The following is a 14,356-nucleotide window of genomic DNA, read 5'->3' as shown; positions in this document are numbered from 1 at the left end:
CCACATGCTGATCTAGGCCAGTTGGGCTTTGGGCGCCCCAAGTACACTGTGAGCTCCACGTCCTGATTCGTTCGGAGATTCCTGTGGCGCTCGTTGTCCAGAAATACGGTGGTTCCTCCGTCGCCGACGCCGCCTGCATCAAGCGGGTCGCCCAACGGATCGTGGCGACGAAAAAAGCCGGCAACGAGGTCGTGGTGATCGTTTCGGCGATGGGCGACACCACGGACGAACTCCTCGAACTGGCCCAGCAGGTGTCTCCGCTGCCTCCGGGCCGCGAGCTCGACATGCTGCTCACCTCCGGCGAGCGGATCTCGATGGCGCTGCTGGCGATGGCGATCGCCAACCTGGGCCAGGAGGCGCGCAGCTTCACCGGCTCGCAGGCGGGGGTCATCACCGACTCCTCGCACGGCAAGGCGCGCATCATCGACGTGACGCCCGGCCGGATCAGGGGGGCCCTCGACGCCGGGCAGATCGCGATCGTGGCCGGTTTCCAGGGCGTGTCCCAGGACACCAAGGACATCACGACGCTGGGCCGGGGCGGCTCGGACACCACCGCCGTCGCCCTGGCCGCCGCGCTCGGCGCGGACGTCTGTGAGATCTACACCGACGTGGACGGCATCTTCACCGCCGACCCGCGCATCGTCCGGACGGCCCGCCAGATCCCGCGGATCTCCTACGAGGAGACGCTGGAGATGGCCGCCTGCGGCGCCAAGATCCTCCACCTGCGCTGCGTGGAGTACGCGCGGAGGTTCGGCCTGCCGATCCACGTCAGAAGCTCGTTCAGCACCCGGGAAGGCACGTGGGTCGTCTCCGACCCCAAGATCGAAGGAACCGAGATGGAGCAGCCCATCATCTCCGGCGTCGCACATGACCGGAGCGAGGCCAAGATCACTGTGGTCGGCGTGCCGGACAAGGTCGGCGAGGCTGCGGCCATCTTCCGCACGCTGGCCGACGCCGAGATCAACATCGACATGATCGTCCAGAACGTCTCGGCCGCCGCCACCGGGCGGACGGACATCTCGTTCACGCTGCCGACCAACGACAGCCAGACGGCGCTCACCGCGCTGAACAAGATGCAGAGCCGGGTCGGCTTCGAGAAGCTGCTCTACGACGACCAGATCGGCAAGGTCTCGCTGATCGGCGCCGGGATGCGGTCGCACCCGGGCGTGACCGCCAAGTTCTTCGGCGCGCTGGCCGACGCCGGGGTGAACATCGAGATGATCTCAACCTCCGAGATCCGCATCTCCGTCGTCGTGGGGCAGAACGACGTGGACGCGGCCGTCAACGCCGCGCACCGGGCATTCGACCTCGACTCCGACCAGGTCGAGGCCGTCGTTTACGGAGGTACCGGACGATGAGCCGCAAGCCCACGCTGGCCGTGGTCGGTGCGACCGGAGCCGTCGGCACCGTCATGCTCGACATCCTGACCAACCGGCCCGACCTCTCCGAGGCGTACGGGGAGATCCGGCTGATCGCCTCTCCTCGGTCGGCCGGAAAGGTGCTCCAGGTTCGCGGCGAGGACGCCGTCGTCCAGGCGCTGGCCCCCGAGGCGTTCGACGGCGTCGACATCGTGATGTTCGACGTGCCCGACGAGGTGTCGGCCGAATGGGCGCCGATCGCCGCCTCTCGGGGCGCGGTGGCGGTGGACAACTCCGGCGCGTTCCGGATGGACCCCGACGTGCCGCTCGTGGTCCCCGAGTGCAACCCGGAGAAGGCGCTGGAGCGGCCCAAGGGCATCATCGCGAATCCCAACTGCACGACGTTGTCGATGATGGCCGCCATGGGCGCGCTGCACCGCCAGTACGGCCTGCGCGAACTGGTGGTCGCCTCGTACCAGGCGGTCTCCGGCGCCGGAATGGTCGGCCCCGAGCGGCTGTACGACGAGATCGAGGCCGTCGCCGGAGACCGGACGATGGGCACCGTCGCGGGCGACGTGCGCAAGGCCGTGCCCGACCTGGCAGGGTCGCCGTTCCCCGCTCCGCTGGCGCTCAACGTGGTGCCGTGGGCGGGCTCCCTCAAGGACGGCGGCTGGTCGTCGGAGGAGCTCAAGGTCCGCAACGAGTCGCGCAAGATCCTCGGCATCCCCGATCTCAAGGTGTCGGCGACCTGCGTCCGCGTCCCGGTCGTGACCACCCACTCTCTGGCCGTCCACGCGACGTTCGAGAAGGAGGTCACGGTCGAGGGAGCCCGTTCGGTCCTCGAGGCCGCGCCGACCGTGGTGGTGCTCGACGATCCGGCGAACGGCGTCTTCCCGACTCCCGCCGATGTCGTGGGGACCGACCCGACCTACGTCGGCCGGATCCGTCAGGCGCTCGACTTCCCGAACACCCTGGACCTGTTCGTGTGCGGTGACAACCTCCGCAAGGGCGCAGCCCTCAACACAGCCGAAATCGCCGCCCTGGTAGCCACCGAATTCTCGGCGTGATCATGCACAAGTTCGTGCGCGGTGGGTGTGACCTGCACACCCCCCGCGCGTGATCATGCATAGGTTCGGAGAGATTGCGCCTGACCTGCGGCGACATCGGCCGTGATCATGCACAGGTTCGGCCGGTGAGTGGTTGACCTGCGCGAACGCGATCCGTGATCATGCATAGGTTCGTGGATTGCCTGGATGGCCTGGGGAAATGCCCCGCGTGATCATGCACGCTTTCCTGGATGCTTGCGCGGATCAGGGTGAATGTCGTGCGCGATCATGCACGCTCCTGGGTTGGTGATGCGTGCGAGATCTGATTGTGCGCGCTCGGGCCGTACGGGCGCCTTGAGGCGCCGTCAGTGCATGATCACGGAGCGTGTGTGCCCAGCTCGGGTGGGCATTCGCCGAATCTGTGCATGATCACGCTCGTCGTCTTGCCTGGTCGGCTCAGTGATAGGCGAACCTGTGCATGATCACGAATTGTGTTTGTGCAGCGTACGAGCACAATCCCCGAACCTGTGCATGATCACGGCGGGTTGGTTGGGGGGTTAGTGGAAGAGGATGTCCCAGTGGGTGGGTTCGTCGGCGTAGACGTCTGGGTCTGAGGGGGGACCGGGGGCCGGGGGCGGGCGGTAGAGGTCGGCTCCGTCTCCTCTGACCTTCCAGAAGCGGTACGTCTTGGTGATGTAGGAGTCGACGCACGCGTTGTGCGCGATGTCGACCTTGAAGCCGTTCCTGTGGCTGAAATAGCCCCCCGCGTGGCCCTTCTCCGTCCCTCCGGTCACGATGATCGGGCATCCGCTCGAGCGCTTCAGATCGATGGCCTGCATGAGCGTGCCGTACCTGATGTCGTCCAGTGACGTGCAGGTGCGCCGGTCGGCGTCCACGCAGTGCCCGCTCGACTTCCAGCCGAGGCCGGCGGACAGGAGGTCGTGCATGGCCTCCGCCTGATCCATCCGCACGGCCGTGACGGAGGTGTCCCAGGTCCGGATCGTCGCGCTGAACGTGCCCACCAGCGGCTCGGCGACGGCCGGTGGATCGGCTCCGAGAGGCAGTGACGGAGGTTGCGGCGCCTCGGCGGTCGACCGGGGGGCGCCCGCCGCGAGAGGCACCGAGCTGGCCTGGGGCGCCGGCGTTCGAGAAACAGGTGTGGCCTCACTCGGTCGTGCGAGCAGCAGCAGCGCGAAGGTGCATGCCGCACCTGCCAGGACCGACCATGACGGATGTATGCCCATGTGCTCCCCGATGGCTGTTCGCCTGTTCGTGGCGGGGGAGTTCGCCATGGTGATCGATGCCACGTTCCGCGCGCGATCATTCCTGCCAGGGGCCGGAATTTGCCGGCGACCGTCGATCATGTGGATGGTCCATGACCGGACACGGGTGAAAGCCGTACAGTGACGAAGTGGCCGAGAAGACACGCCAGCTGATCGTCGATACGGCCCTTCGGCTGTTCAAGGAGCGCGGTTTCGAGGCGACGACCATGCGTGCGATCGCCGCAGAAGCCGGCATATCCGTGGGAAACGCCTACTACTACTTCGCGTCCAAGGAACAGCTCATCCAGGCCTACTACGACCGGGCCCAGGCGGAACACGAGGCGGCCTGCTGCGAGGTGCTGGCGGCTGAACAGTCGTTCGCCGGACGGCTCGGCGGCGTGCTCCGGGAATGGGTGCGGATCTCGGAGCCCTACCACGAGTTCGCCGTGAAGTTCTTCAAGCACGCGGCCGAGCCCACCAACCCGCTGAGCCCCTTCAGCCCGGAGTCGGCGCCCGCGCGCGAGTCGGCGATCGGCATCTACCGCCAGGTGGTCGACGGGTCGGAGAACCGCATCGACTCGGCGCTGGGCGAAGAGTTGCCCGAGTTGCTCTGGTTGTTGTCGATGGGCATCGTGCTCTTCTGGGTCCACGACACCTCGCCCGAGTGCGAGCGCACCTACCGGCTGATCGACCGTACGGTCTCCCTGGTGGACAGGCTCGTCGCCTTGTCGTACCTGCCCGGTATCCGGGGGGTGACCAGGGACTTCATCGACGTTGTCCGAGAGCTGCGGGCATGATCCTCCAGGCATACCGGCCGGTTGGTAAGGTCGGGTGAAAACGACTCGGTAAAGAGGTGGCCGTGGACCGCTGGGGCATCACGATTCCTTTCTTCGACGAGACGCTGAACGAGTCCAGGTCCCTCATCGCGGAGTTGCCCGAGCTGGGTTACACCGACGCGTGGTCGGCCGAGGTGAACGGCGCCGACGGATTCGTCCCGCTCGCCCTGGCCGCGGAATGGGCGCCCGCCCTCCGCCTGGGCAGTGCCATCGTGCCGGTGTCGACGCGAGGACCCGGCCTGCTCGCCATGTCCGCGGCGACGATCGCCGATCTGGCACCCGGGCGGTTCGTCCTCGGAATCGGGGCGTCGTCGCCCGCGATCGTGGAGCGCTGGAACGCCGGCGTGTTCGCCAAGCCATACGCGCGGACCCGTGACACGCTGCGGTTCCTGCGTGCCGCGCTGGCGGGGGAGAAGGTCTCCGAGCGCTACGAGACCTTCGAGGTGAAGGGATTCCGGCTCGAGCGGGCGCCGGCGGTGCCACCGAAGATCGTGCTGGCCGCGCTGCGTCCCGGCATGTTGCGCCTGGCCGCCCGGGAGGCGGACGGCGCGATCACCAATTGGGTCTCGCCCCAGGACGTACGGAAGGTCCGGGCCGAGCTCGGAGAGCGGACCGAGCTGATCGCGCGCCTGTTCGTGATGGTCAGCGAGGATGCCGCCAGAGTGCGGGAGGTCGCACGGCGCATGCTCGCGGGCTACCTCACCGTCCCGGTGTACGCCGCCTTCCACGAATGGCTCGGCAGGGGCGAGGTGTTGCGGCCGATGCACGAAGCGTGGGCGGCCGGTGACCGGCAGGCCGCGGTGAAGGCGATCCCCGACGAGGTCGTCGACGACCTGATCGTGCACGGCGACGCGGCCACCTGCCGGGCCCGCATCAGGGAGTATGTGGCCAACGGCCTGGACACCCCCGTCCTCGCGCCGCTTTCCGGTGGAGACGTCCCGCTCGACCAGGCGGTACGGGAACTGGCCCCGACGCTGGAGTAGCGCACCACCGCTGGAGAGCCACACGTGAGCCCCGATCCGGGGACCCCGACGAGACAGGGAGGCAGGGATGCGGAGGATCTCGGCCCTCCTGGTGGCGGTGGGCGTCGCGATGACCGCGTGCTCGCCGCCCGCTCCCGAACGGCCGGAGGCCTCACCCGTGCAGGCGACGCGATCCGTCGCGGGCCGGCCGTCCACAGGCTGTGGAAAACCGCCGCCCACCGGCGGCAGAAACCAGGTGACCGTCCACGGGACGCGGCTCGACTACCTGCTGAGCATGCCTGCGGGCTTCACCAACACGGCGCCGGCGCCCGTCATCCTCGACTTCCACGGGCTGGGAAGCGACGCGGCGCAGGAGAACGCCTACACACGCCTGTCGATCGCCGGAGCGAACCTGGGCTATGTCGTCGTGACCCCCGAGACCGCGTCCGGCCTGGCGGGCTGGATCATCCCAGGCTTCGGCGGGGCCGCCGGGGCCCGGCCGGGTGACCAGGAGATCGAGGTGAAGGCGGCCGCGGCGCTGCTCGACCACATCGAGGCGAGCCTGTGCGTCGACCGTACGCGGGAGTTCGCCGCCGGGATGTCGAACGGCGCGGGGATGGCCGCCGCGCTCGTCTGCGGCCTCCATGGACGGCTCGCGGCGGTCGCGCCGGTCAGCGGCATCACGATCGCGAGGCCCTGTGCCCGCCCCACTCCCACCACGATCATCACCTTCCACGGGACGGCCGATCGGGTCGTGCCGTTCGACGGCGGGCAGGTGGGCCTGCCCACCCGGATCGGCGGCGTCGAGGTGCCCGCGTGGCTGCGGGAGGCGCGCCTGCCGTCGTTCGACACGACCGTCGACCGCTGGACCGCGTCGATGGGCTGCGGCCAGGCAACGCGGAGCGAGCCCGCCGGTGACGCCGTCCTGCGGACGTTCCGCTGCGCCGGCGGCGCGACCGTCGAGGCGTACGTCGTCGAGGGCGGCGGTCACACCTGGCCCGGGGGCATTCCGCTGGCGAGTCTCGGGAAGACCACGCGTCTCGACGCGACCGGGCTCATCCTGCAAACCTTCACCCGGCATCCCGCGAAGCGCTAGGCCTGCGGAAGCCGTGCGAACCCGGCATCCCGCGAAGCGCCGGGCCTGCGGAACCGCGCGAACACCCGCGACGTTAAAGGGATGGCAAAGGGGGCAGTTCATCTCCTGGAGGTGGCGGCATGGCGAAGGCGGGACGTGCGGCGGCGACGTGGCGCGCGTATCAGGAGGTGTCCCGGCCCGGTTCGCCCGGCCTGATGACGCGGGTCAGGGCGCTGCCCAGGATGATCCGCGGTTCGATGAGGGGCGACTACCCCGGGCTCTCCCGGAGCAAGCTGGGCATGCTCGGCCTGGCGGTGGCCTACATCATCTCCCCGGTCGACGCGATCCCCGACTTCTTCATCGGCATCGGCATCGTGGACGACTTCGGCGTCTTCCTCTGGCTGATGACCTCGCTGCTCGGCGCGAGCGGTCAGTACGTCCAGTGGGAGAGGAGCCGCATGTCCAGGGCCGGCGGCACGCCCCAGGGCGGCGTGCACGGCCAGAGCGTGCATGGCCAGAGCGTGCACGGTCAGGGACTGCCTGGCCAGAGTCTGCCTGGCCACGGCATGCCCGACCAGGGACTGCCCGGCCACGGTGTGCCCGCCCAGGAGACGACCAAGGGGAAGGGCCGCCGGGGGGTCCGCTAAAACCCACTTTCCGGGTCGGGTATTCTCGTAAACCTCGCTATTGGTGCATTTGCGGCATCGGTGGCGAGAGTTGCCCGCCCCCGATCGAAGTGAGCCGTTCCCGCCATGCCCGCACTCGCCTCGGCATCCACCATCGAATCCGCGCGTGCCGGCTGGGACGCCTGGCGAGCCTCCAGGCTCGCCTCGGTGACCGCGCCCACGGGCAACCTGGCTCTGGTCGAGACCCGCTGGCTGCCGCCCGGTACGGAGGTCTCCCTCGAGGAGGCGCTCGACGGGCGGCCGGACAGCGTGACGGCCACGCGACTGAAGCGCAGGCACATCGGGACCGGCGAGCCCGAGCAGGGCGTCCGCCTCTGGGACGCGGACTCCCCGGCGATCCGCCACTTCGACACCGTCGACGTCTTCCCGTTCGCGCCCGAATGGGTGATCGAGGCGACCTTCACGCCGGTGTCCGAGGCGCGCGCGGTGCCCTTCGAGCACATCCGCGACAACGGCGGCACCCGTGACCTGGTGGTCCCCGGCGACATCACCTTCACTCTGAACGGCGCCTTCCACAACCTGAGCGCCTTCGACGACGACGGGACGTTGCTGCTGGTCTTCGGCGATCCGACCAACGGGCGGGTCACCTACGGAGGCGGCCGGTTCCTCCAGGTGCCCAGAGAACCGGGAGCCGACACGGTCGTCCTCGACTTCAACCAGGCCTACGTGCCTCCGTGTGGCTTCTCGATCCATTACAACTGTCCCCTTCCCCCGGCACAGAACCGCTTCGACGTTCCCGTCGAGGCCGGCGAGAAGCTCCCCGTCTTCACCGGTGGCTTCCTTCCGCACTGAGGAAGACCGCCCCCGCATTTCCTCGCACCACCCGCACGGCAGGCGGCCGCACGGCCGCCACCAGGAGAAACAGTGAACAGGAAGACGACGTCGCTCATCGGCGCCGCCGCGGCGCTCGCCCTCGCCCTCACCGCCTGCGGCGGGACGGGCTCGACGAGTTCCAGTAGTGGCGGCGCGACCGCCGGCGCGTACGACAAGGACGCGACGATTCAGGTCGGGTCCCTCTACGAGCCGCAGAACCTCGACAACACCGAGGGCGGAGGACAGGGCGTCACCGAGGCGTTCAACGGGAACGTCTACGAGGGCCTGTTCCGGCTGACCGACGACGGCAAGGTCGACAACCTCCTCGCGCAGGACTACAAGGTCGGCTCGGACGGCCTCACCTACACCTTCACCCTGCGCGACGGCGTGAAGTTCCACTCCGGCAAGGCGCTGACGTCGGCCGACGTGAAGTACAGCATCGAGAAGGTCATCGCGCCCGACTCGCAGTCGGCCCGCAAGAGCAGCTTCGCCGGGATCAAGAAGATCGAGACCCCGGACGACCACACGGTCACCGTCACGCTGGCGAGCAAGTCGATCTCGTTCGTCTACAACCTCAGCTACGTCTGGATCATCAACGACCAGGCGAAGAGCCTCACGACCTCGGAGGACGGCACCGGGCCGTACAAGCTGGGGACGTGGAAGCGCGGCTCCACGCTGAGCCTGGACCGGTTCGCGGGCTACTGGGGCACGGCGCCGGCCAACAAGCAGGTCGTGTTCCACTACTTCACCGACGCGACCGCGCTCAACAACGCCCTGCTGACCGACGCCGTCGACGTCGTGACCAGCGAGCAGAGCCCCGACGCGCTGGCCCAGTTCAGCGGCAACCAGAACTACAAGGTCAACAACGGGCACTCGACGACCAAGCTCCTGCTCGCCTTCAACGACAGGAAGGCGCCGTTCGACAAGCCGCTCGTCCGCAAGGCGATCACCTCGGCGATCGACAACAAGAAGCTGCTCGACTCCATCTGGGGCGAGTACGGCACTCTGATCGGGTCGATGGTTCCGCCCACCGACCCGTGGTACGAGGACCTGACGAAGGTCAATCCGTACGACCTGACCCTCGCCAAGAAGGAACTGACCGACGCGGGCTACCCCAACGGGTTCGAGTTCACCCTCGACACCCCGAACTACGACCCGCACCCCACGGCGGCGACGTTCATCAAGTCGGAGCTGGCCAAGGTCGGGATCACGGTGAAGATCAACATCATCACCGCCGACCAGTGGTACACGAAGGTCTACAAGAACCGGGACTTCGCCGCCACGATGCAGGAGCACGTCAACGATCGCGACGTCGTCTGGTACGGCGATCCCGACTTCTACTGGGGATACGACAACCCCCAGGTGACCGATTGGGTGAAGCAGGCGGAGGAGTCGGACACCGCCGACCAGCAGACGGCCCTGCTCAAGAAGGTCAACGAGCAGATCGCCGCCGACGCGGCCAGCGACTGGCTCTACCTCTATCCGCAGATCGTCGTGGCGTCCTCGTCGCTGTCGGGCTACCCGCTCAACGGGCTCAACTCGCAGTTCTACGCCTACGGCATCAAGAAGAGCGCCTGACGATCCCGCCCCGGCCGCCGTCCCGTACGGCAGGCCGGGGCGGGCCCGTCACCGCCCGCACCACGATCGGACCTCCATGACCGCCTACCTGTTGCGCCGGACGGCGTTCCTCGTCGTCTCGTTGTTGCTGGCGGCGGCGGTGTTGTTCCTTTTGCTCCGGCTCCTGCCGGGCGATCCGGCGAACTCGCTGCTCTCCGTGGGCGCCACTCCGGACCAGATCGAGGCCGCCCGCCACCAGATCGGCACCGATCGCCCGCTGCCGGAGCAGTTCGTCTCCTGGTTGGGGCAACTGGCCACCTTCGACCTGGGCGAGTCGTTCGTGAGCACGCTCCCGGTGGGCCCGGAGATCGCCGCGCGACTCGTCGTCACGGTCCCCCTGACCCTGCTGTCCTTCGTGCTCGCCGTCGTCGTGGCCGTGCCGGTCGGGTTCGTCGCCGCGCACAAGGCGAACACCTGGTACGGCTCGATCCTCAGCGGGGTGTCGCAACTGGGGATCGCCGTACCGGTCTTCTGGGTCGGGATGTTGCTGATCACCGTGTTCTCGCTCTCCCTCCGGGTGTTGCCGGCCGGGGGGTTCCCCCAGGACGACTGGGCCGACCCGGTGAAGGCGCTCACCTCGCTGACGCTGCCGGTCGTCACGGTCGCGCTGGTCATGTCGGCCTCGCTGATCCGCTACGTGCGCTCGGCCACGCTGGACGTGCTCGGCAGCGACTATCTGCGGACCTCCCGGGCGCTCGGTTCCTCCTTCGCCCGGGCGATGTGGCGCCACGGCCTGCGCAACGCGGTCGTGCCCGTCATCTCGATCCTGGGCATCGAATTGGCGAGCACCTTCCTGGGAGCGGTGGTCGTGGAGAGCGTCTTCGCCCTGCCGGGGCTCGGCGGCATGCTGGTGAAGGGGCTGGCCCAGCATGACTATCCGGTCATCCAGGGCATCCTGTTCGTCAGCACGCTCGTGGTGCTGGTCATCGGGTTCGTCGCCGACCTCGTCCAGCGCCTCATCGACCCGAGGCTGCGCCACTCCCTCGCCAGGAACGCCCGATGAGCGTCGAGCAGGCCGTCATCGGCGCCCCCGAGGAAGACGGCGCGAAGACCACGCCTCGCCACGTGTCCAGATCCGTGACGCTCACGATCGGCTGCGTGCTCGTCGGCGTGATCGTGCTCGTCGCGGTCGTCTCGCTGTTCTGGGTGCCGTTCGCCCCTGAGGACACCTCGGGCCGACGGCTCATGCCTCCCGGCCTGCCGCACCTGCTCGGGACCGACAAGCTCGGGCGCGACCTGCTGACCCAGCTGATGATCGGCGCGCGGATCGCCCTCGCGGCGGGGGCGGGATCGGTCCTGCTCGGCGGCGTCATCGGGATCGCCGCGGGACTGGCGGCCGGGTTCGCCACCCGGTGGCTGGACGACGTCGTCTCGGCGCTCCTGGACATCCTCATCGCGTTCCCCACGCTGCTGCTGGCGATGCTCGTCGCCGCGACGCAGGCGGCGTCCCTCACTTCGGCGATCGTGGCGATCGGGCTGGCCATGTCGGCGATCGTCGCCCGGCTGACCCGCGTGCTCGTCAAGCGTGTGCTCGCCCAGGACTTCATCACGGCCTCGCGCACGTCGGGGACGTCCTGGCCGCGCGTGGTCATCGAGCACGTGCTGCCGAACATCTGGCCCACGCTGTCGGTCAATCTGGCGCTCCAGTTCGGCCTGGCCGTACTCGCCGAGGCGAGCCTGTCCTACCTGGGGCTCGGCGCTCCGCCGCCGAACGCGTCCTGGGGCCGCATGTTGCAGGAGGCGCAGGCGAGCGTCTTCATCGCCCCGGTCGGCGTGATCGCCCCCGGCGTCCTCATCGTCGTGCTCGTCATCGGGGTGAACCTGATCGCGGACGGCTTCCGCGACGTGGCCGACCCCACCAGGAGGAGGCGCCGATGAGCCTGCTGGAGGTCGCCGGGTTGCGCGTGCGCCCGGGGGACGGCCGTGACCTGATCTCGGACCTGTCCTTCACGGTGGACGCGGGCGGGCGGTTCGGCCTGATCGGGGAGTCGGGGTCGGGGAAGTCGCTGACGGCTCTGACGATCATGGGCCTCCTGCCGCCGGGGATGACCGCGTCGGGCAGCGTGACCCTCGACGTCCCCGGCATGGGCCGGACGGAGATCGTCGGAGCGGGCGAGCGGCGGCTGAACCGTCTGCGCGGACGGGCCGCGAGCGTGGTCTTCCAGGAGCCGCTCACGGCCCTGGATCCGCTGATGAGGATCGGCCACCAGGTGGCCGGGCCGCTCAGGCGCATCCAGGGGCTGCGCGGCCGGGCTCTGCGGGAGGCCGTCACGGCCGCGCTCGAGGAGGTGCGGCTGGCCGAGCCCGGCCGGATCGCGAAGGCGTACCCGCATGAGATCTCCGGCGGCCAGCGTCAGCGGGTGGCGATCGCCATGGCGATCGCCTGCCGCCCCGCGCTGCTGATCGCCGACGAGCCGACCACTGCCCTCGACGTGACGGTGCAGGCCGAGGTCCTCGCCCTGCTCGACGGGCTGGTCTCCGCCCACTCGATGGCGCTGCTGTTCATCAGCCACGACCTGGCGGTCGTCTCGGGGATCACCGACCACGTCCTCATCCTCAAGGACGGCGTCGCGGTGGAGTCGGGCGCCGTCCTCGACGTCGTGAACGGGCCACGTCACCCGTACGCCCGGGAGTTGGTGGACAGCGCGAGGGAACTCGACGCCGCGCTGGACGGGCTGAACGCGACGGACGGGGGGACACGATGACCCCGATCATCGAGGCCCGGGAGGTGGGCTTCGCCTATCGACGGTCGGCCGCCGTGCTCACGGACGTGTCGGTCGGCATCACGCCCGGGAGGGGCGTGGCCCTGGTCGGCGAGTCGGGGGCCGGCAAGACCACGTTGTTGCGCCTGCTGCTCGGGCTGACGCGCCCGACCGCCGGGCGGATCCTCTTCGACGGCACGGCGCTCGAACTCGGCGACAGGGCACGGATGCGGAGCTTCCGGCGCGGCGTCCAGACGGTCTTCCAGGACCCCTACTCCTCGCTCGACCCGCGTCAGAGCGTCGCGAGGATCGTCTCCGAGCCGCTCCGCTCGCTCGGCCTGCTGAAGGATCTGCCGCGCCCGGCCAGGAGGGCCGCGGCCGGTGAGCGCGTCGCCGCCGCGCTCCATGCGGTCGGGTTGCCCGGGGACGCCGCGGGCCGATATCCCCACGAGTTCTCCGGGGGGCAGCGGCAGCGGGTCGCCATCGCGCGCGCCATCGTGTGCGAGCCGCGTGTCCTGCTGGCGGACGAGCCGGTCAGCGCGCTCGACGTCTCGACGCGTGTGCGCATCGTCGACCTGCTGGCCGAGTTGCGGGAGACCCGTGGTCTGACGGTCGTGATGGTGTCGCACGACCTCGCCGTGGTGGCGGCGTTGTGCCCGCAGGTGGCCGTGCTGGAGCGGGGACGCGTCGTGGAGCAGGGCGACACCGCCGCCGTGCTCGGCTCTCCCCGCCACCCCTACACGCGGCGGCTGGTCCGGAGCGTGCCCCGGCTGCCCGCCAGGCCCTCCCAGAGCTCCTAGAGCTCCTCCATCCGGAGCCAGGCCCGGGACGGCAGGGGATGCCCGAACAGGCGTGCGGCGTTGCCGTACGCCACCCTGGCGACGTCGGCGGGGGGCAGGATGCCGAGGTTCTGGGCCACCGTCTTCTGAGTGTCGGGCCAGGTGGACTCGGCGCGGGGATAACCGCTCTCCAGCAGGACGTGCTCCATGCCGACCGCCATCCGAACGCCGCCGAGCGCGTTGTCGTCGAGCGTCCCGAAGAAGAAGTTGCGCCGGAGCACCTCGCTGGGCTTGAGGCCGCCCTCCCAGGTCGTCTCGGCCGCGACCGGATGGTCGAGCGCGTAGTCGGCCCGCTCGGACAACATCGGCAGCCAGCCGACGCCCCCCTCCGCGATCAGGATGCGCAGGCCGGGGAAGCGCAGGGGCACGCCGGACCAGAGCCAGTCGGCGCAGGCGAACATCGCGCTCGCCGGGATCAGTGTCGTGATCGCCTCGATCGGGGTGTCCGGCGAGGGCACCGGCGCCCAGGACGACCCGCCCGTGTGGAGGCAGACGACCGTGCCGGTCTCCTCGCAGGCCGCGAAGAACGGGTCCCAGTGGCCGCTGTGGATCGACGGGAGCCGCAACCGGGTGGGGAACTCGGGGAACACCACGGCCTTGAACCCGCGTGCGGCGTTGGCCTTGATCTCCTTGGCTGCGATCTCCGGGTCGGGCAGCCAGGGGAGCTGAAGCGCGATCATGCGCTCGGGGTAGGTCCCGGCCCAGACGTCCACGTGCCAGTCGTTCCAGGCCTTGACGAGGGCCAGGCCGAGGTCCTGGTCGCGGGTCCTGGCGAAGGGCATGCCCGCCTGGGTCGCCAGCATCCCGGGGAAGGACAGGGCCGCCCAGATCCCGGCGCGGTCCATGTCCGCGACGCGCGCCTCGATGTCGTAGCAGCCCGGGCGCATGTCCTCGAAGCGGACGGGGTCGAGCGTCCACTGCTCCTTGGGCAGGCCGGCGCCCACGTCGAGCCCTGCGCAGGGGTAGGTCGCCCCGCCGTACCGCCACACCTGGTGACCCGCGTCCGTCTCGACGACCTTGGGCGCGAGGTCCTTGTACTTGTCGGGTAGCCGGTCCTCGAAGAGATCGGCCGGCTCGATGAGATGATCATCGGCCGATATGATCACGTAGTTCCGCTTCCTCGGCTCCGGGTCGGTGTCGGTTTGCGGCGTAGTCACGGT

Annotated in this window: 14 protein-coding genes; 12 read left to right on the top strand and 2 right to left on the bottom strand. The window is 69.3% G+C overall.

The annotated features are described in order from the left end of the window. Positions 1-83 precede the first annotated feature (83 nt). Positions 84-1,358 (top strand): aspartate kinase, encoded by a 1,275-nt coding sequence (locus Psi02_RS03450; RefSeq protein WP_203971753.1) that lies wholly within the window; start codon positions 84-86, stop codon positions 1,356-1,358. Continuing rightward, positions 1,355-2,425, top strand: coding sequence for an aspartate-semialdehyde dehydrogenase (locus Psi02_RS03445; protein WP_203971750.1), 1,071 nt, complete (start codon positions 1,355-1,357; stop codon positions 2,423-2,425). The genes Psi02_RS03450 and Psi02_RS03445 overlap by 4 nt, the downstream gene beginning before the upstream one ends. A 536-nt stretch (positions 2,426-2,961) precedes the next feature. Here the strand turns inward: Psi02_RS03445 and Psi02_RS03440 are convergent. After that, the gene (locus Psi02_RS03440) at positions 2,962-3,696 is read right to left on the bottom strand and encodes a hypothetical protein (protein WP_203971741.1); all 735 of its coding nucleotides are present in this window, start codon (positions 3,694-3,696) and stop codon (positions 2,962-2,964) included. A 119-nt stretch (positions 3,697-3,815) separates the two neighbouring features. Here Psi02_RS03440 and Psi02_RS03435 point away from each other — a divergent pair, with 119 nt between their 5' ends. From Psi02_RS03435 to Psi02_RS03390, 10 genes are all read left to right on the top strand, one after another. After that, a complete protein-coding gene (locus tag Psi02_RS03435) occupies positions 3,816-4,463 on the top strand; it encodes a TetR/AcrR family transcriptional regulator (RefSeq protein ID WP_239094578.1) in 648 nt (215 codons plus the stop codon). A 62-nt stretch (positions 4,464-4,525) separates the two neighbouring features. Beyond that, the gene (locus tag Psi02_RS03430) at positions 4,526-5,485 is read left to right on the top strand and encodes an LLM class F420-dependent oxidoreductase (protein WP_239094577.1); all 960 of its coding nucleotides are present in this window, start codon (positions 4,526-4,528) and stop codon (positions 5,483-5,485) included. Positions 5,486-5,552: 67 nt separating this feature from the next. Further along, complete coding sequence (locus tag Psi02_RS03425) at positions 5,553-6,560, top strand: PHB depolymerase family esterase (protein WP_203971737.1); 1,008 nt, start codon at positions 5,553-5,555, stop codon at positions 6,558-6,560. A gap of 119 nt (positions 6,561-6,679) precedes the next feature. Continuing rightward, positions 6,680-7,186 carry a YkvA family protein gene (locus tag Psi02_RS03420; RefSeq protein ID WP_203971735.1) on the top strand — a complete coding sequence of 169 codons (507 nt, stop codon included), beginning with the start codon at positions 6,680-6,682 and terminating at the stop codon, positions 7,184-7,186. Positions 7,187-7,291: 105 nt separating this feature from the next. Continuing rightward, the gene (locus Psi02_RS03415; RefSeq protein ID WP_203971733.1) at positions 7,292-8,017 is read left to right on the top strand and encodes a DUF1684 domain-containing protein; all 726 of its coding nucleotides are present in this window, start codon (positions 7,292-7,294) and stop codon (positions 8,015-8,017) included. 72 nt (positions 8,018-8,089) lie between these two features. Beyond that, positions 8,090-9,616, top strand: coding sequence for an ABC transporter substrate-binding protein (locus Psi02_RS03410; protein ID WP_203971731.1), 1,527 nt, complete (start codon positions 8,090-8,092; stop codon positions 9,614-9,616). A gap of 76 nt (positions 9,617-9,692) precedes the next feature. Further along, on the top strand, positions 9,693-10,658 hold the full coding sequence (locus Psi02_RS03405) for an ABC transporter permease (RefSeq protein WP_203971729.1): 966 nt from the start codon (positions 9,693-9,695) through the stop codon (positions 10,656-10,658). After that, entirely contained in the window at positions 10,655-11,533 is an 879-nt protein-coding gene (locus Psi02_RS03400; protein WP_203971727.1) for an ABC transporter permease, read from the top strand. Before Psi02_RS03405 ends, Psi02_RS03400 begins: the two co-directional genes overlap by 4 nt. Beyond that, the gene (locus tag Psi02_RS03395) at positions 11,530-12,360 is read left to right on the top strand and encodes an ATP-binding cassette domain-containing protein (RefSeq protein ID WP_203971725.1); all 831 of its coding nucleotides are present in this window, start codon (positions 11,530-11,532) and stop codon (positions 12,358-12,360) included. Before Psi02_RS03400 ends, Psi02_RS03395 begins: the two co-directional genes overlap by 4 nt. Then, positions 12,357-13,157, top strand: a complete 801-nt coding sequence (locus Psi02_RS03390) for an ABC transporter ATP-binding protein (RefSeq protein WP_203971723.1) — start codon at positions 12,357-12,359, stop codon at positions 13,155-13,157. The genes Psi02_RS03395 and Psi02_RS03390 overlap by 4 nt, the downstream gene beginning before the upstream one ends. Here the strand turns inward: Psi02_RS03390 and Psi02_RS03385 are convergent. Beyond that, a complete protein-coding gene (locus tag Psi02_RS03385; protein ID WP_203952827.1) occupies positions 13,154-14,353 on the bottom strand; it encodes an amidohydrolase family protein in 1,200 nt (399 codons plus the stop codon). The two genes, Psi02_RS03390 and Psi02_RS03385, sit on opposite strands and share 4 nt — an antisense overlap. Between the last annotated feature and the right edge of the window lie 3 nt (positions 14,354-14,356).

Source organism: Planotetraspora silvatica (assembly GCF_016863315.1).
Classification (GTDB): Bacteria; Actinomycetota; Actinomycetes; order Streptosporangiales; family Streptosporangiaceae; genus Planotetraspora; species Planotetraspora silvatica.
The sequence above is the reverse complement of the archived record's forward strand: the minus strand, read 5'-3'. Positions and strand labels throughout refer to the sequence as shown.